Annotated in this window: 23 protein-coding genes and 1 pseudogene; 14 read left to right on the forward strand and 10 right to left on the reverse strand. The window is 73.1% G+C overall.

Translation table 11 applies throughout. The annotated features are described in order from the left end of the window. Positions 1-21 precede the first annotated feature (21 nt). Both lpxB and ACA089_RS08050 read left to right on the forward strand, forming a co-directional pair. Positions 22-1,188: pseudogene (lpxB, locus tag ACA089_RS08045) on the forward strand (lipid-A-disaccharide synthase); the annotation flags it as partial. Next, a complete protein-coding gene (locus ACA089_RS08050; protein ID WP_372015467.1) occupies positions 1,185-1,865 on the forward strand; it encodes a ribonuclease HII in 681 nt (226 codons plus the stop codon). The pseudogene lpxB and the gene ACA089_RS08050, both read left to right, overlap by 4 nt. An 84-nt stretch (positions 1,866-1,949) precedes the next feature. Here ACA089_RS08050 and ACA089_RS08055 read toward each other — a convergent pair whose 3' ends face one another. Continuing rightward, entirely contained in the window at positions 1,950-2,429 is a 480-nt protein-coding gene (locus ACA089_RS08055) for an FKBP-type peptidyl-prolyl cis-trans isomerase (RefSeq protein WP_372015470.1), read from the reverse strand. A gap of 74 nt (positions 2,430-2,503) precedes the next feature. Between ACA089_RS08055 and ACA089_RS08060 the strand changes: the two genes are divergently transcribed. Further along, positions 2,504-3,067, forward strand: a complete 564-nt coding sequence (locus tag ACA089_RS08060) for a C40 family peptidase (RefSeq protein ID WP_372015473.1) — start codon at positions 2,504-2,506, stop codon at positions 3,065-3,067. A gap of 193 nt (positions 3,068-3,260) precedes the next feature. Continuing rightward, complete coding sequence (locus ACA089_RS08065; protein WP_372017702.1) at positions 3,261-4,022, forward strand: C40 family peptidase; 762 nt, start codon at positions 3,261-3,263, stop codon at positions 4,020-4,022. Between the two features lie 73 nt (positions 4,023-4,095). On the opposite strand, the gene ACA089_RS08070 is transcribed toward ACA089_RS08065, so the two are convergent. After that, complete coding sequence (locus ACA089_RS08070) at positions 4,096-4,584, reverse strand: acyl-CoA thioesterase (protein ID WP_372015476.1); 489 nt, start codon at positions 4,582-4,584, stop codon at positions 4,096-4,098. A gap of 130 nt (positions 4,585-4,714) precedes the next feature. Between ACA089_RS08070 and ACA089_RS08075 the strand changes: the two genes are divergently transcribed. Together ACA089_RS08075 and ACA089_RS08080 are read left to right on the forward strand one after the other, a co-directional pair. After that, positions 4,715-5,596: a bile acid:sodium symporter family protein gene (locus ACA089_RS08075; protein WP_372015479.1), complete on the forward strand. Its 882-nt coding sequence runs from the start codon at positions 4,715-4,717 to the stop codon at positions 5,594-5,596. A gap of 49 nt (positions 5,597-5,645) precedes the next feature. Then, positions 5,646-7,007: an amidohydrolase family protein gene (locus ACA089_RS08080; RefSeq protein WP_372015481.1), complete on the forward strand. Its 1,362-nt coding sequence runs from the start codon at positions 5,646-5,648 to the stop codon at positions 7,005-7,007. A gap of 10 nt (positions 7,008-7,017) precedes the next feature. Here the strand turns inward: ACA089_RS08080 and ACA089_RS08085 are convergent, their stop codons facing one another. Then, positions 7,018-8,292 carry a dicarboxylate/amino acid:cation symporter gene (locus tag ACA089_RS08085; protein WP_372015484.1) on the reverse strand — a complete coding sequence of 425 codons (1,275 nt, stop codon included), beginning with the start codon at positions 8,290-8,292 and terminating at the stop codon, positions 7,018-7,020. Positions 8,293-8,506: 214 nt separating this feature from the next. Between ACA089_RS08085 and ACA089_RS08090 the strand changes: the two genes are divergently transcribed. Then, entirely contained in the window at positions 8,507-10,228 is a 1,722-nt protein-coding gene (locus ACA089_RS08090; RefSeq protein ID WP_372015487.1) for an alkaline phosphatase, read from the forward strand. A gap of 199 nt (positions 10,229-10,427) precedes the next feature. Here ACA089_RS08090 and ACA089_RS08095 read toward each other — a convergent pair whose 3' ends face one another. Continuing rightward, positions 10,428-10,886, reverse strand: coding sequence for a CopD family protein (locus ACA089_RS08095; RefSeq protein WP_372015491.1), 459 nt, complete (start codon positions 10,884-10,886; stop codon positions 10,428-10,430). A 102-nt stretch (positions 10,887-10,988) separates the two neighbouring features. Between ACA089_RS08095 and ACA089_RS08100 the strand changes: the two genes are divergently transcribed. Then, a complete protein-coding gene (locus tag ACA089_RS08100) occupies positions 10,989-11,579 on the forward strand; it encodes a class I SAM-dependent DNA methyltransferase (RefSeq protein WP_372015493.1) in 591 nt (196 codons plus the stop codon). A 36-nt stretch (positions 11,580-11,615) separates the two neighbouring features. Here ACA089_RS08100 and ACA089_RS08105 read toward each other — a convergent pair whose 3' ends face one another. The 6 genes from ACA089_RS08105 to pdxH all read right to left on the reverse strand — a co-directional run bounded on the left by ACA089_RS08105 (position 11,616) and on the right by pdxH (position 15,473). Beyond that, positions 11,616-12,053 carry a hypothetical protein gene (locus ACA089_RS08105; RefSeq protein ID WP_372015496.1) on the reverse strand — a complete coding sequence of 146 codons (438 nt, stop codon included), beginning with the start codon at positions 12,051-12,053 and terminating at the stop codon, positions 11,616-11,618. Positions 12,054-12,129: 76 nt separating this feature from the next. Continuing rightward, positions 12,130-12,450 carry a DUF1330 domain-containing protein gene (locus ACA089_RS08110; RefSeq protein ID WP_372015498.1) on the reverse strand — a complete coding sequence of 107 codons (321 nt, stop codon included), beginning with the start codon at positions 12,448-12,450 and terminating at the stop codon, positions 12,130-12,132. 260 nt (positions 12,451-12,710) lie between these two features. Continuing rightward, positions 12,711-13,088: a DUF4124 domain-containing protein gene (locus ACA089_RS08115; protein ID WP_372015500.1), complete on the reverse strand. Its 378-nt coding sequence runs from the start codon at positions 13,086-13,088 to the stop codon at positions 12,711-12,713. Between the two features lie 524 nt (positions 13,089-13,612). Next, positions 13,613-14,407 carry a cobalamin-binding protein gene (locus ACA089_RS08120; protein WP_372015502.1) on the reverse strand — a complete coding sequence of 265 codons (795 nt, stop codon included), beginning with the start codon at positions 14,405-14,407 and terminating at the stop codon, positions 13,613-13,615. Beyond that, positions 14,407-14,874 carry an aminoglycoside 6'-N-acetyltransferase gene (gene aac(6') / locus ACA089_RS08125; RefSeq protein WP_372015505.1) on the reverse strand — a complete coding sequence of 156 codons (468 nt, stop codon included), beginning with the start codon at positions 14,872-14,874 and terminating at the stop codon, positions 14,407-14,409. The genes ACA089_RS08120 and aac(6') overlap by 1 nt, the downstream gene beginning before the upstream one ends. Beyond that, positions 14,871-15,473, reverse strand: coding sequence for a pyridoxamine 5'-phosphate oxidase (pdxH, locus tag ACA089_RS08130; protein ID WP_372015508.1), 603 nt, complete (start codon positions 15,471-15,473; stop codon positions 14,871-14,873). Before pdxH ends, aac(6') begins: the two co-directional genes overlap by 4 nt. Positions 15,474-15,514: 41 nt before the next feature. Here pdxH and ACA089_RS08135 point away from each other — a divergent pair, with 41 nt between their 5' ends. From ACA089_RS08135 to aroB, 6 genes are all read left to right on the forward strand, one after another. Then, positions 15,515-16,327, forward strand: coding sequence for a kinase (locus ACA089_RS08135; RefSeq protein ID WP_372015511.1), 813 nt, complete (start codon positions 15,515-15,517; stop codon positions 16,325-16,327). Positions 16,328-16,688: 361 nt separating this feature from the next. Continuing rightward, positions 16,689-17,465, forward strand: coding sequence for a response regulator (locus ACA089_RS08140; protein ID WP_372015514.1), 777 nt, complete (start codon positions 16,689-16,691; stop codon positions 17,463-17,465). After that, positions 17,462-18,097, forward strand: a complete 636-nt coding sequence (locus ACA089_RS08145) for a response regulator (protein WP_372015517.1) — start codon at positions 17,462-17,464, stop codon at positions 18,095-18,097. Before ACA089_RS08140 ends, ACA089_RS08145 begins: the two co-directional genes overlap by 4 nt. A 142-nt stretch (positions 18,098-18,239) precedes the next feature. Continuing rightward, a complete protein-coding gene (locus tag ACA089_RS08150; RefSeq protein WP_372015519.1) occupies positions 18,240-18,476 on the forward strand; it encodes a hypothetical protein in 237 nt (78 codons plus the stop codon). Positions 18,477-18,557: 81 nt separating this feature from the next. Beyond that, a complete protein-coding gene (locus ACA089_RS08155) occupies positions 18,558-19,097 on the forward strand; it encodes a shikimate kinase (protein WP_372015522.1) in 540 nt (179 codons plus the stop codon). Continuing rightward, entirely contained in the window at positions 19,094-20,200 is a 1,107-nt protein-coding gene (aroB, locus tag ACA089_RS08160; RefSeq protein ID WP_372015525.1) for a 3-dehydroquinate synthase, read from the forward strand. Before ACA089_RS08155 ends, aroB begins: the two co-directional genes overlap by 4 nt. The last annotated feature ends 26 nt before the right edge of the window (positions 20,201-20,226 follow it).

Genomic DNA, 20,226 nt, shown 5'->3' on the forward strand with positions numbered 1-20,226 from the left:
ACCGAGCGCGCCGGCCAGGGCCCGCGCATCGTGCTGGTCGCGGGCGAGGCATCGGGCGACGCGCTCGGCGCCGGCCTGGTCGAGGAACTGCGCCGCCGCTTCCCCCACGCGCGCTTCGCCGGGATCGGCGGCGACGCGATGCGCGGGGCCGGCGTCGAGACCTGGCACGACGCCAGCGAGCTGGCGGTGATGGGCCTGTTCGAAGTGCTGCGCCACCTGCCGCGGCTGCTCAGGGTGCGCCGCGAATTCCGCGAGCGCGCCCTGGCCTGGCGACCGGACGTGCTGGTCGGCATCGACGCGCCCGACTTCAACCTGGGCGTCGAGCGCTGGTTCAAGCAGCGCGGCGTGCCGACCGTGCACTACGTCAGTCCATCGGTGTGGGCCTGGCGCGAGAAGCGCGCCGAGAAGATCGGCACCAGTGCCGACCGCGTGCTGTGCCTGTTCCCGATGGAGCCGGCGATCTACGCACGCCACGGCGTGGATGCGCGCTTCGTCGGCCATCCGATGGCCGACGCCATGCCGCTGCACCCCGACCGCGCCGCCGCCCGCGCCCAACTGGGGCTGCCGGCGGGCGCGCCGGTGCTGGCGGTGCTGCCGGGCAGCCGGCTGGGCGAGATCGAACGGCTCGGCGAGACCTTCTTCGAGGCCGCCTGGCAGGTCTCCGAGCGCCTGCCCGACCTGCACGTGGTGGTCCCGGCGGCCAACGCCCGCTGCCGCGCGCTGCTGCAGGAGCAGCTGTCGCGCTCGGCGCTGCCGGTGATGCGTTCGCACCTGCTGGACGGCCAGGCGCGCGCGGCGCTGGCCGCGGCGGACGTGGTCCTGCTCGCGTCGGGCACCGCGACGCTCGAAGCGATGCTGTCCAAGCGGCCGATGGTGGTCGGTTACCGGGTCTCGCCGCTGACCTACCGGATCGTGCGCGCGCTCGGGCTGCTCAAGGTGGACCGCTACGCCCTGCCCAACGTGCTGGCCGGAGAGGACCTGGCGCCGGAGCTGATGCAGGACGACTGCACGCCCCAGCGTCTGGCCGATGCCGTCCTGCACTGGTTCGAGGCCGGCGCCGAGGTGGCGGCACTGCAGCCGAAATACCTGGCGCTGCACGAGCAGCTGCGCCGCGACGCCTCGGCGTCGGCGGCCGAGGCCGTCGCTTCGCTGCCGGGCCTGATGGCCCGCGGGGCCCGGCGGGCATGAGCCGCGGCGCGACCGCCGCAGGCGCGCGGGAGTCCGCTCCGGACCTGTTCGCGATCGACCGCCGCCGGCTGCGGGTGACCGGGGTCGACGAGGCGGGACGCGGGCCGCTGGCCGGCCCGGTCGCGGTGGCCGCGGTGATCCTCGACCCGAAGCGCCGCATCCGCGGGCTGGACGACTCCAAGAAGCTCAGCCATGCCCAGCGCGAGGCGCTGTACCCGCGGATCGTGGAGCGGGCGCTGGCCTGGCACGTGGAGATGGTCGGGGTCGAGGAGATCGACCGCCTCAACATCCTGCACGCCACCCTGGAAGGCATGCGCCGCTGCATCGCCGCGCTGGGCCCGCAGGTGGAGCTGGTCCGCATCGACGGCAACACGGTGCCACGCGGCCTGTCGTGCCTGGCCGAGGCGATCGTCGGCGGCGACGCGCTGGAGCCGGCGATCATGGCCGCCTCGATCCTGGCCAAGGTCAGCCGCGACCGGCTGATGTGCGCGCTGCACGCCGAACATCCGCATTACGGCTTCGACCTGCACAAGGGCTATCCGACCCCGGCCCACCTCGCCGCGCTCGCCGCGCACGGGCCCTGCCTGCACCACCGGCGCAGCTTCGCGCCGGTGCGCGAGGCCTGGCTGCGCCTGGAACCCGCGCCCGCGCCCGTCGAGGCCGCGCTGCCGGCCTGACCCGTCCGCGGCCGGCGGACCCCCGAAAAGCGGACGGCCCGCATGGGCGGGCCGTCCTGGATGCACCGCGATGCGCGCGGCGGATCAGTGGTGGTGGCCACCGTCGCCGTGCACGTGGCCGTGCTCGACTTCCTCGGCGCTGGCTTCGCGGACCTCGACGATCTCCACGTCGAAATGCAGGTCCTTGCCCGCCATCGGGTGGTTCAGGTCGACGTCGACCACGCTGTGGCCGACCTTCTCGACGGTCACCGCGCGCGGGCCGAAGTTGGTCTGGAGGACCACCTGCATGCCCGGCGCCAGCTTCGTGTTGCCGAAATGCTTCTTGGGGATGCGCTGGCCCATGCCCTCGCGGCGCTCGCCGTAGGCCTCGGCAGCCGGCACGTCGACGCTGAAGGTCTCGCCGGCCGCCTTGTCCTGCATCGCCGCCTCCAGGCCCGGGATGATGTTGCCGTGGCCGATCAGGATCGCGATCGGGTCGCGGTCCTTCGAGCTCTCCAGCGGCTCCTGGCCGACTTCGGAGACGGTGTAGTGGAAGCGGACGACGCGGTCTTTTTCGATCTTCATGCGCAACTCGGTCTGGCTGCCGGTCCGGCAGCGGGTGGGCGGCGGCTTGTCGGCCGCAGGGAAGAGCGGCCATCATGGCCGCCGTGAGGACAGGCCCGCATTATCCCGCCCCGCCCCCCCCGGTGCCAGCACCGGGCCGGGCCGCCGTCTTCGCCACCGCGGCGCTGCTCGCGATGCTGCTGGCGGGCTGCGGACGCGAGGCCACCCGCGCGCAGGCACCGCCCGCCCGGCACTGGCCGCAGGTGGTCCCGGCCGATCCGGCGGCGGCCAATTCGGTGACCCTGCGCGCGCTGAGCCTGGTCGGCACGCCCTACCGCTACGGCGGCAACACCCCGGACTCGGGCTTCGACTGCAGCGGCCTAGTCAATTACGTCTACCGCGACATGCTCGACCTCCGCCTGCCGCGCAGCTCGCGCGAATTGGCCGGCGTCCAGGGACCGCGCCTGGCGCCTGAAAAACTTGCCAGCGGCGACCTGGTGTTCTTCGGCAGCCGGGGCGACGTCAGCCATGTCGGCATCTACGTGGGCGAAGGCCGTTTCGTCCACGCGCCGAGCAGCGGCGGCACGGTCCGCCTGGATCGCCTGGACGGCCCGTACTGGCGCGACCACTACAGCGGCGCCAAACGTGTTCTGCTCTGAAATGGGACAGGGCGCACGTCGACATTTACATAAATTTAACTTTTTGTGAACATCAAGAGACGGTGAAGGCGGCATGATCGCCCCATTGCCGTAATGTGATGCCCGCGTGACGACCGACGACCTGCGTATAGGCCAGCCTGCCGCCACCCCAGCCCCCCGCACCCGCCGGGCGCTGAGTCCCCTCTTCTCCCTGCTGCTGGTCCTGCCGGCCGCGCCGCTGCTCGCGGCCCCGGAACCGGCGCAGATCGTGCCCGAAGCGATCGCGCCCGCGGCGGCCACGGTCGACGTGGCGCCGGCGCTCGACCTGCCGGCGCCTGCGACCCCGACGACCTCCGCTGCCGCCGGCAGTACCGCCAAGCCGGCCCAGTCGGCCAACGTGCCGGCCAGCGCCCTGCGCCAGAAGGCCGACGCCGCCGCCAACGCCACGCTGGCCGCGCTGCTGCCGCACCTGGCGGGCAACGACAGCATCCCGCTGCTGGACCGTTCGGCGATGTTCGCCGGCGACGTCAGCCGCCTGCTGGCCGCCTACGACCTCACCCAGGGCGTCCCGGCCCAGTCCGCCGCGCCGGCCGAAGGCCGCGTCCAGCAGGTGCTGAAGGCGGCGATGGGCCTGATCGGCACCCCGTACCGCTGGGGCGGCACTTCGACCGACGGCTTCGACTGCAGCGGCCTGGTCGGCTACGTGTTCCGCAGCGCGCTGGGCATCGAGCTGCCGCGCGTGTCGCGCGAGATGGCCGCCCGGGCCGAGGGCGAACTCATCCGCGACCGCACCCTGCTCAACCCGGGCGACCTGGTGTTCTTCGGCCTGCGCGGCCGGGTCAACCATGTCGGCATCTATGTCGGCGACGGCCAGTTCCTGCACGCGCCCAGCCGCGGCAAGGACGTGCGCGTGGACCGCATGGACACCGGCTACTGGGGCAACCGCTACATGCAGGCGCGCCGGGTCCAGCTCTGAGCCGCCGACACCCGTGACCGGACCAGGGCCGCCGCAAGGCGGCCTTCGTTTTTTTCCGCCGGAAGCGACCTCGTCAGGCCTGGGGGACCTGGTAGGCGGCGACGGTCTGCTCGATGCCCTTGCTGAGTTCCATGACCTTCAGCGCGTACTCGGCCATCCGTGCGTCTTCGGGCGACTGCGGCACCCATGGCGGCACCGGCACCGGCCGGCCCTCGACCGCGTCCAGGGCCACGAACACGATCACGCAGTGCGTGCACAGCCGCCAGTCGCCGCCCATCGGGTCGCGGGCGCGCACGTCGATGGCGAAATGCATGCTGCTGCTGCCGGTGTGGATGAGTTTGGCCGATACCGCGACCAGGTCGCTGATGCGCACCGGCGCCACGAAGCGGATCCCGCCCACCGCCACGGTGACGCTGTAGCGCCCGCTCCAGCCGACCGCGGCCGCGTAGCCGGCCTGGTCGATCCACTTCATTACCACCCCGCCGTGGACCTTGCCGCCGTAGTTCACGTCGGCCGGCTCGGCGAGGAACCGCAGGGTCAGTTCGCGCTGGTGTCCGGGCATGGCGGCCTCGCGCCGGGAACGGGTGCGGCAAGGGTACGCCTGCCGGCGCGTCCGTGCGGATGCCGCGCAGCAGCGTGACCGGCGCCGACCCGATCGGTGATCGTGGCCGCCACCGACGGGGGAACGGACGATGCAGGCTTCGCTGCTGACCAACCTGATGCTGCCGCTGGCCCTGGGCGTGATCATGCTCGGCCTGGGCCTGGGCCTGACCGTGGAGGACTTCCGCCGGGTGGCGCGCTACCCGCGCGCGGTGCTGGTCGGGCTGGCGCTGCAGACGCTGCTGCTGCCGTGGGTGGCGTTCGCCCTGGCGCTGGCGTTGCGGCTGCCGCCGGAGCTGGCGGTCGGGCTGATGCTGCTGGCCGCCTCGCCGGGTGGCGCCACCGCCAACATCTACAGCCACCTGGCGCGGGGCGACGTGGCGCTCAACATCACCCTGACCGCGATCAACAGCGTGCTGTGCCTGCTGACCCTGCCGCTGATCCTCAACCTGGCCCTGGAACACTTCCTCGGCGCGGGCCAGTACGTGCCGCCGCCGACGCGCAAGATCGTCGAGGTCGCCGTGATCATCCTGCTGCCCGTGCTGCTGGGGATGACCGTACGCGGCCTGTTCCCGGTGCTGGCCGCGCGCGCGGAAAAACCGCTGCGGGTGCTGGCGGTGCTGGTGCTGGCACTGCTGGTGGCGATGGCCGTGGTCCAGTCCTGGCAGGTGCTGGTCACCTATTTCGCCGCCGTCGGCGCGGCCTGCCTGCTGTTCAACCTCGCCAGCATGGGCACCGGCTACTTCGCCCCGCTCGCGCTGCGCCTGCCGCGCGGCCAGGCGATCGCCATCGCCATGGAAATCGGCATCCACAATGGCACCCTGGCCATCTTCATCGCGCTCAACGTGCTGGGGAACTCGACGATCGCCGCGCCGGCCGCGGTCTACAGCCTGCTGATGTTCCTCACCGCGGCGCTGTTCGCCGGATGGCTGGTGCGGGCGGGCCGGCGCGAAGGCACCGGCGGACTGGCGTAGACGGCCGGGGACCGGCGATGCTGCACGCCCCTGCCGGATGGATTTTGCGATGCGCCGTGGCGTCCTGGGTTGCCTGCTCCTGCTGTCCTCCACCGCCGTCGCCACCGAGGCCGCGCCGGAACGGACCATCTATCGCCACGCGGTACTGATCGACGGCACCGGCGCGCCCGCCAGGCCCGGCACCAGCATCGTCGTCGAAGGCGAGCGCATCGTGGCGGTGCTGCCCGATGCGCAGGCCGATACCCGCGGCGCGCGGGTGGTCGACCTCCGGGGGCGGCATGTCATCCCCGGGCTGATCGACACCCACGTCCACCTGGCCACGCCGCCGGATGCGGACGCGGCGAAGCAGACGCTGCGACGCCAGCTGTATTCCGGCGTGACCGCCGTGCGCAGCATGGCCGACGACGTGCGTTCGGTCGGCGAGCTTTCGCGCCAGGCCCTGGTCGGGGAGATTCCCTCGCCGGACATCCACTATGCGGCGCTGATGGCCGGCCCGGGCTTCTTCAGGGATCCGCGCACGATCGCGGTGACCCGCGGCAGGACGCCCGGGCAGACGCCGTGGATGCAGGCCATCGACGACCGCACCGACCTGGTCCTGGCGGTGGCGATGGCGCGCGGCACCTCGGCCGACGGGATCAAGCTGTACGCCGACATGCCCGGCCCGCTGCTGGCGAAGATCACCGCCGAGGCGCACCGCCAGGGCATCCCGGTATGGGCGCATGCGGCCGTGTTCCCGGCGATGCCGGCCGACGACGTGGCCGCCGGCGTGGACGTGATCTCGCACAGCTGCCCGCTGGCCTACGAAGCCTCCACCCGCAGGCCTGCCAGCTACCACGAGCGCACCCCGGTCGACGAAGCGCCGTTCAAGGACGGAGCGATGCCGCCCGCCATCACCGCCCTGTTCGCCTCGATGGCCGCGCGCGGCATCATCCTGGATGCGACCAACCTGGTGTACGTGCGCCATGTCGAGGAATACGCGCGCGAGAAGAAAGGCACGCCGCCGCGCTGCTCGGCCGCACTGACCCTGCGCCTGACCGCGCAGGCGTTCAGGCAGGGCGTGGCCATCTCCAGCGGCACCGATGGCGACAACCCCGACGACGCGCCGTTCCCGTCCCTGCACGACGAACTGGACCTGCTCGCCGGCCCGGTCGGCATGCCGCCGATGGAGGTGATCCGCGCGGCGACCGCCACGGCCGCACGCGCGCTGGGCCAGGAAAAGGCCATGGGCACGATCGAGCCGGGCAAGCTGGCCAACCTGGTCGTGCTCGCGCAGGATCCGCTCACCGGTATCGACCACCTGCGCAGCGTGACCGAGACGGTCAAGCGCGGCGTGCGCTATCCGCGCGGCGCGTTCGCCGTAGGCGGCCAGGACTCCAACGCAAGCGGATCGGGCGCGCGCACGCCCGACTGACGCCGGCGACTCAGTCGCCGAGGCCTTCGTGCTCCAACCCGACATTGCTGGACGCGCGGTCGTAGACCCCGCGGTCCAGCAGCCCGGTTTCCTTGGCCACCAGCACCGGCACCAGCATCTGCCCGGTGACGTTGGTCATCGTCCGCATCATGTCGAGGATGCGGTCGATCGCCACCAGCAGGCCGATGCCCTCCAGCGGCAGGCCGGCCGCGCTCAGCACCAGGGTCACCATCACGATCGCCGTGCCCGGCACGCCGGCCGTGCCGAAGCTGCCCAGCACCGAGGCCAGGAGGATCACGAAGTACTGGTTGACCGACAGGTCCAGGCCGAAATATTGCGCCACGAAGACGCTGGTCAGCGCGGGATAGATCGCGCCGCAGCCGTCCATCTTGATGCTCGCGCCCAGCGGCACGGCGAAGGCCGCGTAGTCGCGGTCCACGCCCAGGTTGTGGGTGACGCTGCGCAGGGCCACCGGCATGGAGGCGAAGCTCGATGAACTGACGAACGCGACCTGCATGCCCGACGCGGCGCCGCGGAAGAACTTCAGCGGGTTCAGCCCGTGCGCCATCAGCAGGCCGCCGTAGACGAACACGATGTGCAGCGCGCAGGCCAGGTACAGGGCGAACACGAAGTTGCCCAGCGGCAGCAGCTTCTCGAAGCCGTAGCTGCCGACCAGGCCGGCGATCAGGCCGAAGGTACCCAGCGGCGTGGTCTCCAGCACGAAGCGGGTGACCTGGATCATCGCCTCGCTGGCCTCGCCGGCCAGCGCGCGCAGCCGCGCGGTGCGCTCGCCGAGCTTGACCAGGGCGAAGCCGACCAGCCCGGCGAAGAAGATCACCTGCAGGATCTTGCCCTCGGCCAGCGCCTTGAACGGATTGGACGGGACCACGTCGAGCAGCACCTGCACCGGCGTGGGCACCTCGCGCACGGTGTAGTCCGGCGCCATCTGCAGCCCCGCCAGGCCATGGCCCGGCTTGAGCACCAGGCCGACGACCAGGCCCACGCACACCGCCAGCGCGGCGGTGGCGGCGAACCACAGGAAGGTGCGCCCGCCCAGCGCGGCCACCGACTTCTGCCCGTGCAGCGAGGCGACCGCGTTGATCACCGCGAACAGCACCAGCGGCACGGCGATCATCCGGATCAGGGTGACGTAGATGGTGCCCAGCGGGCCGAACCAGGTCTGCGCCGCCGGGCCCATCAGCCAGCCGGCCAGCGCGCCGAGGACGAAGCCGGCGGCCACGCGCTGCCAGAACGGGATCGCCAACCACGCCGACACCAGCTTCATCGCCATACCGCCAGGGGGAAACCCGCACCTTAGCCCAGCCCTGCCCGCGCTGGCGACGGGCAGGGGTGGAACGCCGTCGTGTCACCGGCATGACACCGTGCGCCGGGCATAATGCCGGCACCCCGCACGCCGCTGCTGCGTGGTCGCGGCACCGTCCCGGTGGCGCGCCATGCCCGGGCGCGCTTGCCTCCCGAACCGCACGCACGATCGAAACATGCCCCGTCACGCCGCACGCCTGTCTCTCCCCGCCGTCTTCGCCGCGCTGGCCGTCGCCAGCGGCTGCACCAGCTCCCCCGCCCCCTACACCACGGCCGCGCGTCCGCTCACGGTCGAGGTGCCCGCCGTGGCCCATCCCGGCGGCGAGACGCCCGAATGGTGGTACCGCAGCGGCGCGGCGCGCGCCGCCGGCAACGGCGCCATGGCCGGCAAGGCGAAGAACGTGATCCTGTTCCTCGGCGACGGCATGAGCCTGACCACGGTCGCCGCCGCGCGCATCCTCGAGGGCCAGCGCCACGGGCGGCCGGGCGAGGAGAACCTGCTGAGCTGGGAACAGTTTCCGCACACGGCCTTCAGCAAGACCTACAACACCGATTCGCAGACGCCCGATTCGGCCGGCACCATGACCGCGATCACCACCGGGGTGAAGAGCCACATGGGTGCGATCGGCGTGTCCGCCGGCCACCGCGACGACTGTGCCGGCAGCCTCGGCAAGCAGCGCCTGACCTGGCTGCAGCTGGCCGACAGCGCCGGGCTGGCCACCGGCATCGTCTCCACCGCGCGGCTGACCCATGCCACCCCGGCCGCGACCTGGGCGCACGTCCCCAACCGCGACTGGGAGAACGACACCGACCTGCCGGCCGAGGCGGTCGCGCAGGGCTGCATCGACATCGCCCGGCAGATGGTCGCCACCCCGTACGGCCGGGGCCCGCAGGTCCTGCTCGGCGGCGGCCGCGGCGAATTCCTGCCGGTCGGCGAGCGCGACCCGGAGTACGACGACAAGGTCGGCCAGCGCCTGGACGGCCGCGACCTGGTCGCCGAGTGGAAACGGGCGCATCCGCAGGGCGCCTATGCATGGAACCGCGCGCAGTTGCAGGCGGCGGCCACGGCGCCGGCCGTGTTCGGGCTGTTCGAGCCGGACCACATGCAGTTCGACCACGACCGCGACCGCGACGCCGAGCCCTCGCTGGCCGAGCTGACCGCCACGGCGATCCGCCATCTCTCGCGCGACCCGAACGGCTACGTGCTGATGGTCGAAGGCGCGCGCATCGACCACGCCAACCACTACGGCAACGCGTTCCGCGCGCTGGACGAGACCATCGCCCTGTCGGATGCGGTGCGTACCGCGGTCGAGATGACCTCGGCGGACGACACGCTGATCCTGGTCACCGCCGACCATTCGCACACGCTCAACTTCGTCGGCTACCCGGTGCGCGGCAACCCGATCCTGGGCAAGGTCCGCGGCCGCGGCGGCGAGGACGACACCCCGGGCGACTACGCACGCGACGCCACCGGCCTGACCTTCACCACGCTCACCTACGCCAACGGCCCCGGCAACACCGGCGCGAGCAACCGCCAGCCGGCCGGCCCGAAGCGCTTCCTGCACTCGCCGGGCACGTTCGAGCCGGTCGAGGGCCGTCCGGACCTGTCGCAGGTCGACACCGCCGACCCGGACTACCTGCAGGAGGCGCTGGTGCCGCTGAAGTCGGAGTCGCACGGCGGCGAGGACGTGGGCATCTGGGCGCGCGGCCCCGGCAGCGAAGCGATCCGCGGCACGGTCGAGCAGAACGCGATCTACCACTTCATCGTGCAGGCCACGCCGCGCCTGCGTGCACGGCTGTGCGAGGCCGGCACCTGCGATGCGGACGGCGTGCCGGTCCAGCTGCCGCAGCCGGTGGATTTCATGCGCAAGGGCGACGGGGCGATCCCGTCGCGCTGAGTTTCGACTTCCAGCGGGCCTGGCAGGCACCCCCGCGGACCGCTCCGGCGCCGTTGCCCGTCACCGGCGAGCGCCGGAGCGTTTCCCGGCAGCCGCGGACCCTAACCCTCCTTCGCCCGCCGCGCCTGCCGCCGGGCGAGGACGCGTCGCGAGCGGAGGGTGGCGTCGACGCGGCGGTGGCCGGATACCGCGTGCAAGGTCAGAACGGCTTGGCCAGCACCAGCCAGATGACGATGAGCAGGGCCAGCACCGGCAGTTCGTTGAACACGCGCAGCGCGCGCGAGGAGGGCAGCGCCCGCCCCTGCTCGACGCCCTTCAGCCAGCGCCCGCCGACGATGTAGTGCGCCAGCATCAGCGCGACCAGCAGCAGCTTGGCGTGCAGCCAGCCCGCAGGCGAACCCACCATCGTCGGAAAGCCGTCGAGCACGCGGTGGCCCAGCCAGAGGAACAGGCCCAGCAGCGCCGCCAGCCCGAACATGTGGTGGCCGAAGCGGTACAGCCGCCGCCCCATCAGCACCAGGCGCGCACGCACCTCCGGCGCTTGCGCCCCGGCTTCGGCCAGGTTGACCAGGATCCGCGGCAGGTAGAACACGCCCCCCATCCAGGCCATGACGAACAGCAGGTGGAAGGACTTCACCCAGAGATAGGTGGCATACATGCGCGGCGGCCTGCGGCTAGGATGGGCGGATTCTCGGCGATCACGCGCACCGCTGTCGAACCCGCGCACGCTCGGCCCCACCCGACGACCCGCACGACCCGCATGGCCAAGACCTACGACCGCGCCTACTTCGAGCACTGGTACCGCGGCCAGCACATCCAGGATCCGCGCCGCCTGGCGCGCAAGGTCGCCCTCGCCGTATCGGTGGCCGAGCACTACCTCGAACGCCCGGTCCGCACCGTGCTCGACATCGGCTGCGGCGAAGGCAGCTGGCGCGCGCCGCTGCTGAAGCTGCGGCCGAAGGCACGCTACCTGGGCTTCGACAGCAGCGAGTATGCGATCGCCCGCCATGGAGCGCGGCGCAACCTGCACCTCGCCCGTTTCGGCGACTTCGCCTGGCTGCGCCCATGCGCCCCGGTCGACCTGCTGGTCTGCGCCGACGTGCTGCACTACCTGCCCACGCGCGAACTGGCGCAGGGGCTGCCGGGGCTGGCCGAACTGTGCGGCGGCGCCGCGTTCCTGGAGACGTTCGCCGCCGAGGACGAGTTCGAGGGCGACACCGTCGGCTTCCAGCCGCGCAAGGCCGCCTGGTACCGGCGTCGGCTGGAACGCGAAGGCTTTACCCCGGTCGGCTCGCACTGCTGGCTCGGCCCGCGCATGGCGCAGGCGCCTTCGGCCCTGGAGCGCGGCTGAGCGCGGCGGTCCACGCGCGCGCCGGCGGACACGTCCTCAACGCGCGCGCGTGCGCCAGTGGAGCCCGTGGCCCTCTGCGCCGTGCCGGCCTACCCAGGTCACGGCCGAGGAGTACGGAACGTCCCCCGTGCAGCGGTGGAACGTGTACGAGGCCTGGAGCGCATCCGGGCCGGGCCACCACCTGCGGGAGAACCGTGGCGACGGGACCCGCGCGACGTCGACGGGCTGGCAGTGCCCCGAGAGCCGCCAACCCTGGCGCGGGTCGTAGCTGAAGGCCAGCATGCTCTCGTTCGTGTCGATGTCATGCACCTCCCGGATGTCCACCGCCTCCGGAGGCAGCCACGCCGGTATCCAGCCCTTCTCCACCGCGCCGCTGCGCCCGGCGTCGGCGAGCGACGCGTAGCTGGACTCCGGACGCTCGAAGGCGCAGGCGGACAACCCGAGGCCGGCCACGACCAGCGCGGGCGTCCCCACGGACCGCAGCACCCGGACCAGGCCGGCCCCGGGCGGCGTCGGCCCCGTGACGTTCCGGGACTCGCCACGCGGGTGGTCAGCCAAGGATATCGGCGCCCCTGTGGCCGTCCGGCACGCCCTGGACCAGGAAGACGTCCCCTTCCGTATGTTCGGTGCGCAGGGACCGGATCGCCCGGTACGCATCGGAGTCGTACCAGCGCTGCGCCTGTTCCATGGACGGGAACTCGATGACGACCAGGTCGCCCGACCATGCTCCCTCGAGCGGTCGATAGGGACCGCCGTGGACCCTGTACTTCCCCGAGAACGGAGCCAGGGTCTCGTCGATGCGCTGCAGGTACTCCCGGATCTGTTCGCCGAACCGGGTCTCGCGTATCACGGCAACTGCGTAGGCACTCATGGAATGCTCCTGGAAGGGTGGAAATATCCGCGCACGCCGGCACCCGGGGCGAACAGCTGCAACCCGGTACGACGAAGCACGGCCCGCGCTCCGCACGGACGCTGGCGCGAGACCGCGCGTGCGCCGCGAACCGGGGACGGAACCCGGGCGTGGGCTGCCACCGGAGTTTCGACCGGTCGCGACACGTCCGCCAGCGGCCGGCGCGGCGTCGCGATTGAGCCGTGGTCCGCCCCGGCCACGCGGGTGCGTTCCCGCCGCGCTCAGCCGCAGGCGTCCTGCACGGCCCGATCCAGGCCCTGGCGCATCTCCGCGGTCGCCGAAGCACCCGCCGCGCCCAATGCCGCGGTGCGCTGCGCCCGCGCGCCATCGCAGGCGGCATCCGCCGCCGGGTGGCGCACCTGCGCGCGCCGCTGGCCGGGTACGGCCGGCGTCCCCAGCGTACCGGCCGAGGCTGGCGCCGATACCGGTGCCTGGCCGGACACCGTCGCCCGGTGCGCCCGGGTGGCCGATATCTCGTCGGTCGCGCAGGGCGTGGACTGGTAACTGTTGCTGCCGTCGGCGCGGGTGCACTTGTACACCGGTTGCGCGCCTGCGACGCCGGTGGCGGAGAGCAGCAACAGCAAACCGGCGTACTTCATCGAGGCTCCAGGCGGGTGACGATGCGGGGCGACCAGCCTAGCAACTCGGTGCCGGATCTCCGCCCGCACATGCGCGGAGTGCGGCGGCCGTCGCATTCCGCCCGACCGGCCGATAGCGCACGCCACGCCATCCGCGGCATGCAGGAGACGCGACCCGGTGGCATGGCCGTTCGCGACCTGCCCTGCCGGTGATCCGGTTCGCGGCCTGACCGACCGGATTCGCCGCCCCGGACACGAAAACCGGGACGGCGCGCGTCGGGCCGGAAACCCGCGCCCGGTCCCGCTCGCGTGCCGGATCCAGGACTCCGCGGGCACGTCGACCGATCCACGGGCCGGGCTCGCCACTCCGCATGTGCGGCCGCTTCGCCTGCGCTCCCCTTGGGGGCATGCGCAGGCGCAGGCGGCGGCCTCGAAGCCGCGCAACACCGCGGAGAATCGCGCCCGCACCTGCGAGGAGCGTACGATGGCGCCTCGCCGAAGCGGTTGCATCCGGCATGACGCGGGCACCCGCCGCCTGCCGGCACCTACCCGCGGGCCGCCGCCCAGCGCTGCACGATCGCGGCGATCGCCGCCACCCCGTCGGTCAGCGCTGCCGGACCCGGCTGGAGGATCAGCGGAGACTTGATCTCGTGCAGCTCGCCGTCGCGCACCGCCGGGATCGCGTCCCAGCCCGGGCGCGCGGCGACCTGCCCGGGACGGAACTTCTTGCCGCACCACGAGCCGAGGATGATGTCCGGCCGGCGCGCCACCACGGGCTCGCCACTGGCCAGGATCCGCGCCTTCGCCAGCGGCTCGGCCGACAGCTCCGGGAACACGTCGTCGCCACCGGCGATGCGCACCAGTTCGGCGACCCACTGGATGCCGGTGATGATCGGTTCGTCCCACTCCTCGAAGTAGACCTTCGGCCGCACCGGCAGCCGCGCGGCCTGCGCCTCGACCGCGTCGAGCCCGCGCCTCAGCGCATCGGCATACGCGAGCGCGCGGGCGCCGGCGCCGACCAGCGCGCCGAGCCGGCGCACGTAGTCGACGATCCCGTCCACGCTGCGGTGGTTGGCGATCCACACCTCCACGCCGCGCCTGACCAGCGCGGCGGCGATGTCGGCCTGGATGTCGGAAAAGCCGATCGCCAGGTCCGGCCTGAGCGCCAGGATCGCCTCGACCCTGGCGCTGGTGAACGCGCTGACCTTGGGCTTTTCGCGCCGCGCCTGCGGCGGGCGCACGGTGAAGCCGCTGATGCCGACGATGCGGTCCTGCTCGCCGAGCGCGTACAGCGTCTCGGTCGGCTCCTCGGTCAGGCAGACGATGCGCCGCGGCCCCATCAGCCGACCTGCTTGCGGAAATAGACCACGCGCTCGGTTTCCTCGAAGCCGCAGGCCGCGTGCGCGCCGAGGCTGTCCCGGTTGTCCAGCAGCGCGTCGGAGGCCAGTTCGCTGCAACCCTGCGCGCGCGTCCACGCCTCCACCGCGGCCACCAGCGCGCGGCCCACGCCACGGCCGCGGAACGCCGGTGCCACGTACCAGCCTTCGAGGAAGCCCACCGGCGAGGACCCGGTGCCGTTCACGTAGTCGTGGCGCAGCGTCGCTTCGGCCAGGCCGACCAGCACGCCGTCGCGCTCGGCGACGAAGGCGGCCTTGCCATCGGGCTCGTCGAGCATCGCGTGCGCCTCCGCGTCCAGCTCCAGCGCGTCGGCGTCCGGCCACAGCGCGCAGCGCATGATCACCCATGGGCCGAGGTCGCCGGCCTGCGCCGCGCGCACGCGGGCCGCGCCCTGCGCGGCGCCGCTCACGGATACAGCATCCGCTTGGACCAGGCGCCGCCATCGTGGCGCTCGTAGCACCAGCGCTCGTGCAGGCGGAAGCCGGCGCCGTACCAGAACTCGAACGAGGCCGGCACCACGCGGAAGCCGCTCCAGCCCGCCGGCCGCGGCACCTCGCGCCCGGCGAATTCGGCCTCGACCTCCGCCAGCCGCGACTCGAACGCCTCGCGCGAAGGCAGCGTGGCCGACTGCGTCGACGCCCACGCACCGAGCTGGCTCATCCGCGGCCGGCTGGCGAAGTACACGTCCGCCTCGGCGTCCTCGACCTGGACCACGCCGCCCTCGATCCGCACCTGCACGCCCGCTTCGCGCAGGTGCCGCCACAGGAACAGCAGCGCGGCGTGCGGGTTGGCCCGCAGGTCGCGGCCCTTCGGGCTGTCCAGGTGGGTGTAGAAGGCGAAGCCGCGCGCATCGAACGCCTTCAGCAGCACGGTGCGCGCGGACGGACGGCCATCTTCGCCGACGGTGGCCACGGTCATCGCGTTGGCGTCCACCATGCCGCTGCCGCCGGCCTCCTCGAACAGCCGGCCGAAGGTGTGTAGCGCTTCGGCGTACAACGGGTCGGACATGGCGACTCCACAGGCGCGGCAGGGACACGTATTGTGGACCGATGCCGATGCAGGCGCACGCGGGCTTTCCTTCTTCGCTGGTGCACGGGGCGCTGGCCGGCAGCGGTGCGCGCCGCGGTGGCGGCCTGCGCGTGCTCGGCATCAGTGGCCTGCAGGGCAGTGGCAAGAGCACGCTGGCGGCGCAGGTCGTGGAGGCCGCCGCCGGCGCGGGACTGCGCGCGGCGAGCCTCTCGCTGGACGATGTCTACCTCACCGCGGCGCGACGCCAGGCGCTGGCACGCGAGGTCCATCCGCTGCTGGCCACGCGCGGGCCGCCGGGCACGCACGACCTGCCGCTGGCGCTGGCCACGATCGACGCCCTGCGCGATGGCGGGACCCCGGCGCTGCCGCGGTTCGACAAGCTCGGCGACGACCGGCTTCCGCTGGAGGCCTGGCCCGTCCCACCCGGACCGCTCGACCTGCTGGTGGTCGAGGGCTGGTGCCTGGCGGTCCCGGCCGAGGAGGCGCCGGCCTTGGACGAGCCGCTCAACGCCCTGGAGCGCGAGGAGGATCCCGACGGGACCTGGCGCCGCTGGTGCAATGCGTCGCTGCGCGTCGACTATCCACCGCTGTGGGCACGGATCGACGCGCTCTGGTTCCTGCAGCCTCCGGATTTCGACATCGTCGGCACCTGGCGCTGGCAACAGGAACAGGCGCTGGAGCGCGCGCAGCCGGGACGCCGCGGCATGGACCGCGCCGGGCTTGAACGCTTCATCCAGCACTATGAGCGCATCAGCCGCCAGGCGCTGCGCACGCTGCCCGCGCTCGCCGACAGGACCATCGTGCTCGATGCCGCGCGCATTCCCGCCGGCTGACGCCAGCGCGGGAACCTGCGCCCCTTTTCGGACAAGTCTGATGGTGGAGCGCCCCCGGTGCGCGCACAGTGCCGCGGTCAGGGGGATGCGGAGTCGGCTCGATGCACAGGGACGGTCGGCCATCGGCGCGTGGCCTTCCCGCGATGCGCCGCCCGCGTCCCCGCGTACCGCTCACGGCCGCAGCCATCCGCCCTGGCCCACTCCCCCTGGGCCAGGCCGCGCTGGGGCCGGTCCGGGCCCCCGGGCCCGGACGCTATCGCGCGCCGACCCGTGTCCTGCCGATGCCGGGCACGGGTTGGCCCGGAGCTTGCGTCGGACCCGTACACGCGGCGCGGCCGCGCCCGGTTCCGGAGCAGGCCCGATGAAACCCGCCCCGCCAGATACCTGCGCCTCGGGGGACCCCGCCGCGCTGCCGGCGGCACGGATCCTGGTGGCCGAGGACCACCCGGTCAATCGCGCCGTGGTCGGCCACCAGCTGCGCCGGCTGGGCTGCGTTCCCATCCTGGTGGAGGACGGCCGGCAGGCGCTCGACGCGCTGGCCCGGGACCGGTACGACCTGCTGCTCACCGACTGCCGCATGCCCGGGCTGGACGGCTTCGCACTGGCACGCGCGGTGCGCCGCGGCGCGCGCGGCGCCGATCCGTGGCTGCCGATCGTGGCGATGTCCGGGACCGGCTCGCACGGCTCGCGGCAGGCGTGCCTGGCCGCCGGGATGGACGGCTACCTGGCCAAGCCCGCGCCGCTGGACGAACTGCAGCGCGAACTGGTCCGCCACCTCGGCCGGGGGACACCCGCGCGGTCCCGGCCGGCTGGACCGGTGCGCGAGCGCCGCCTGGCCCGGCGCCTGGTCGACGCGTTCGGCTCCACCGGCCAGGCCCGCGGCGTGCTGCAGCCGCTGCTCGACGCGTGCCGGGCGGACCTGGCCGCACTTGACCTGGCGGCGCGACGTGGCGAACACCTGCGCGAGCGCGAGCTGCTGCACCGCCTGGCCGGCGCGCTGGCGCTGGTCGTGCCCGCGGGCGCCGGCGCGGCGCGCGGTCCGCCGCATGGCAGGGACGAGCTGGCGCGGCGCACCCGCCTGCTGCAGCGCCTGCTCTCGCGGCTGCCGCCGGGCGACCCGCCGCGGGGTCCGGCATGACGGTCCCGCCGGCCCCCGGCCTGCGCGTGATCCTGGCCGACGACCACCCGGTCGTGCGCGGCGGGGTCAGGGCCCTGCTCGAACAGGCCGGGGGCATCCGCATCACCGCCGAGGCGGCCACGGCCGGCGAACTGTTCGCCGCGGTCTCGCGCGGCGACGGCGACCTGGTCCTGACCGACTTCAGCATGCCCGGCGGCGACGCGGCCGACGGCCTGAGCATGCTCGGGCGGCTGCGCGCGCACTGGCCGGAGCTGCCGGTGGTCGTGCTGACCATGGCCGGCAACACCGCGGTGCTGCGCACCATCCTCGAGGCGGGCGTACTCGGGCTGCTCAACAAGTCCGACGCGCTCACCGAACTCGCGATGGCGATCCATGCCGCCTCGCAGGGACGGCGCTACGTGGGCACCAGCATCCGCGCGCTGCTCGAGCCGGCAAGCCCGGGGCTGTCGCAGCGCGAGACCGAGGTCCTGCGCCTGTTCGCGTCCGGACTGACCGTCTCGCAGATCGCGCGGCGCCTCAACCGCAGCGTGAAGACCATCAGCCGGCAGAAGACCGACGCGATGGCCAAGCTCGGCCTGCGCAGCGACCTGGACATCTACGCCTACGCGCGCCAGAACGGGCTGCTGTTCTGAACCGTTGTGCGCACCGGTGCGCGGTTCCGCATCTTTCAGACGATTCCGATGGTGGCCGCGGGCGCGACGATCCAGCATCGACTGCATGGACACGATGCAGGCAATGCCGGACATGGGGCATGCGTCGCAAAGCAGGGACGCGATGCCGGACTACCCCGCCCGCCCCGCGCGCCCGGCGCCCGCCGGCAGCTGGCACCAGCTGACCCACGCCGCGGTCGGACTGGCGTGGACCCGCGACCCCGAGGTGATGAACGATCTCGTCGCCACGCTGCTGGACATCCACCTGCAGCACAGCCCGCGCGCTCCCGAGCGCACGCTCGACGAGCTGCACCTGATGATCGCGCTGGAACTGCAGCAGCTTTCCGGCGATCCGGACTGAGCCCGGGCGCGCGCGCCGGCCGCGGGTCGTTGCAGCGGTGACGGTCGTCCGGCCGCAGGCGCGGTGCTAGCATCGCGCCCCATGAATCCCGCGCCCAACCTGGTGCTGGTCGGCCCGATGGGCGCCGGCAAGAGTTCGATCGGACGCCGCCTGGCGGAACGCTTCGGGCTCGAGTTCGTCGACGCCGACCAGCACATCGAGCAACGCTCCGGCGCCACCATCAACGCGATCTTCGAACACGTCGGCGAGGCCGGCTTCCGCGAGCGCGAGCGCGCCGCGCTGGCCGAACTGCTGGGCGGCGACGGCCGGCTGGTGGCCACCGGCGGCGGCGCGGTGCTGGACGCCGAGAACCGCAGGCGCATCCGCGAACGCGGCTTCGTCGTCTACCTGGCCGCCGGCCTGGATGCGCAGCTCAAGCGCCTCCAGCGCGACCGCACCCGCCCGCTGCTGCAGCGCGCCGACCGCGAAGAGGTGCTGCGGCAGATGGCCATCCACCGCGAGCCGCTGTACCGCGAGGTGGCCGACCTGGTGATGGAGACCGACGGCCTCACCGCCGCCGACGCGGCGACCCGGCTGGGCCTGCAGCTGGCCGGCCGCTGGCGGATGGGGGCGGCGGCATGAGCGACGTGCGCACCGTCGCCGTGGGCGGCGACGCTCCCTACCGGATCGAGATCGGCCCGGGCCTGCTCGCCGACGGCGCGCGGCTGGCGGCCCACGCGCGCGGCCGCCACGCGCTGCTGCTCACCGACAGCCACGTGGCCCCGCTGTACGCGGCCGCGGTGGAATCGGCGCTGCGCGATGCGCGCCCTGCCCTGCGCGTCGCCATCCACGTCATGCCCGCGGGCGAGTCGCACAAGACCCTGGCCAGCTTCGGCGAGGCGATCGATGCGCTGGCCGCGCTCGGGGCCACCCGCGACGCCACCATCTTCGCGCTGGGCGGCGGCGTGGTCGGCGACCTCGCCGGGTTCGCCGCGGCGTGCTGGATGCGCGGCATCGACTGCGTGCAGCTGCCGACCACGCTGCTGTCGATGGTCGACTCGTCGGTCGGCGGCAAGACCGCCGTGGACATCCCGCAGGGCAAGAACCTGGTCGGTGCGTTCCACCCGCCGCGCGCGGTGTTCGCCGACACCGCCGCGCTGCGCACGCTGCCCGCGCGCGAACTGCGCGCCGGCCTGGCCGAGGTGGTCAAGTACGGTGCGATCCGCGATCCGCTGTTCTTCGAATGGCTGGAGGCCGAACGCGCCGCGCTGCTGGCCGGCGACCACCGCGCCCTCGCCGAGGCCATCGCCCGCAGCTGCGAGCACAAGGCCGGGATCGTCGAGCGCGACCCGCTCGAGCGCGGCGAACGCGCCCTGCTCAACCTCGGCCACACCTTCGGCCATGCGATCGAAGCCGAACAGGGGTACGCGGGCAACGACCGCGAGGCGCTGGTCCACGGCGAGGCCGTCGCGGTCGGCATGGTCCTCGCGGCCCGCCTGTCGGCCCGGCTGGGCATGGCCGGGGACGACGACACCGGGCGGCTGCGCACCCTGCTGCAGGGCTACGGCCTGCCGACCGCCGTGCCGGCCGGGCTCGATCCGGAGGCGCTGCTGGCGCGCATGCGCCTGGACAAGAAGAACCTGGCCGGTCGCCTGCGCCTGGTCCTGTGGCGCGGCCTCGGCCACGCCGAGGTCGTGCCCGACGTGGACGAGGCCCGGGTCCTGGAGCTGCTCCGCGAGGCCTGAGCGCGGCTCCCCGCGGACATCGCACC

This window comes from Pseudoxanthomonas fibrivorans (genome assembly GCF_041464125.1).
Classification (GTDB): Bacteria; Pseudomonadota; Gammaproteobacteria; order Xanthomonadales; family Xanthomonadaceae; genus Pseudoxanthomonas.

Bases quoted from the DNA above. Each gene is read 5' to 3' on its own strand.
- ACA089_RS08050 (WP_372015467.1), top strand. From the start codon at position 1,185: ATGAGCCGCGGCGCGACCGCCGCAGGCGCGCGGGAGTCCGCTCCGGAC.
- ACA089_RS08055 (WP_372015470.1), bottom strand. From the start codon at position 2,429: ATGAAGATCGAAAAAGACCGCGTCGTCCGCTTCCACTACACCGTCTCC.
- ACA089_RS08060 (WP_372015473.1), top strand. From the start codon at position 2,504: ATGGCCGCCGTGAGGACAGGCCCGCATTATCCCGCCCCGCCCCCCCCG.
- ACA089_RS08070 (WP_372015476.1), bottom strand. From the start codon at position 4,584: ATGCCCGGACACCAGCGCGAACTGACCCTGCGGTTCCTCGCCGAGCCG.
- ACA089_RS08075 (WP_372015479.1), top strand. From the start codon at position 4,715: ATGCAGGCTTCGCTGCTGACCAACCTGATGCTGCCGCTGGCCCTGGGC.
- ACA089_RS08080 (WP_372015481.1), top strand. From the start codon at position 5,646: ATGCGCCGTGGCGTCCTGGGTTGCCTGCTCCTGCTGTCCTCCACCGCC.
- ACA089_RS08085 (WP_372015484.1), bottom strand. From the start codon at position 8,292: ATGAAGCTGGTGTCGGCGTGGTTGGCGATCCCGTTCTGGCAGCGCGTG.
- ACA089_RS08090 (WP_372015487.1), top strand. From the start codon at position 8,507: ATGCCCCGTCACGCCGCACGCCTGTCTCTCCCCGCCGTCTTCGCCGCG.
- ACA089_RS08095 (WP_372015491.1), bottom strand. From the start codon at position 10,886: ATGTATGCCACCTATCTCTGGGTGAAGTCCTTCCACCTGCTGTTCGTC.
- ACA089_RS08100 (WP_372015493.1), top strand. From the start codon at position 10,989: ATGGCCAAGACCTACGACCGCGCCTACTTCGAGCACTGGTACCGCGGC.
- ACA089_RS08110 (WP_372015498.1), bottom strand. From the start codon at position 12,450: ATGAGTGCCTACGCAGTTGCCGTGATACGCGAGACCCGGTTCGGCGAA.
- ACA089_RS08115 (WP_372015500.1), bottom strand. From the start codon at position 13,088: ATGAAGTACGCCGGTTTGCTGTTGCTGCTCTCCGCCACCGGCGTCGCA.
- ACA089_RS08120 (WP_372015502.1), bottom strand. From the start codon at position 14,407: ATGGGGCCGCGGCGCATCGTCTGCCTGACCGAGGAGCCGACCGAGACG.
- pdxH (WP_372015508.1), bottom strand. From the start codon at position 15,473: ATGTCCGACCCGTTGTACGCCGAAGCGCTACACACCTTCGGCCGGCTG.
- ACA089_RS08135 (WP_372015511.1), top strand. From the start codon at position 15,515: ATGCCGATGCAGGCGCACGCGGGCTTTCCTTCTTCGCTGGTGCACGGG.
- ACA089_RS08140 (WP_372015514.1), top strand. From the start codon at position 16,689: ATGAAACCCGCCCCGCCAGATACCTGCGCCTCGGGGGACCCCGCCGCG.
- ACA089_RS08145 (WP_372015517.1), top strand. From the start codon at position 17,462: ATGACGGTCCCGCCGGCCCCCGGCCTGCGCGTGATCCTGGCCGACGAC.
- ACA089_RS08150 (WP_372015519.1), top strand. From the start codon at position 18,240: ATGCCGGACTACCCCGCCCGCCCCGCGCGCCCGGCGCCCGCCGGCAGC.
- ACA089_RS08155 (WP_372015522.1), top strand. From the start codon at position 18,558: ATGAATCCCGCGCCCAACCTGGTGCTGGTCGGCCCGATGGGCGCCGGC.
- aroB (WP_372015525.1), top strand. From the start codon at position 19,094: ATGAGCGACGTGCGCACCGTCGCCGTGGGCGGCGACGCTCCCTACCGG.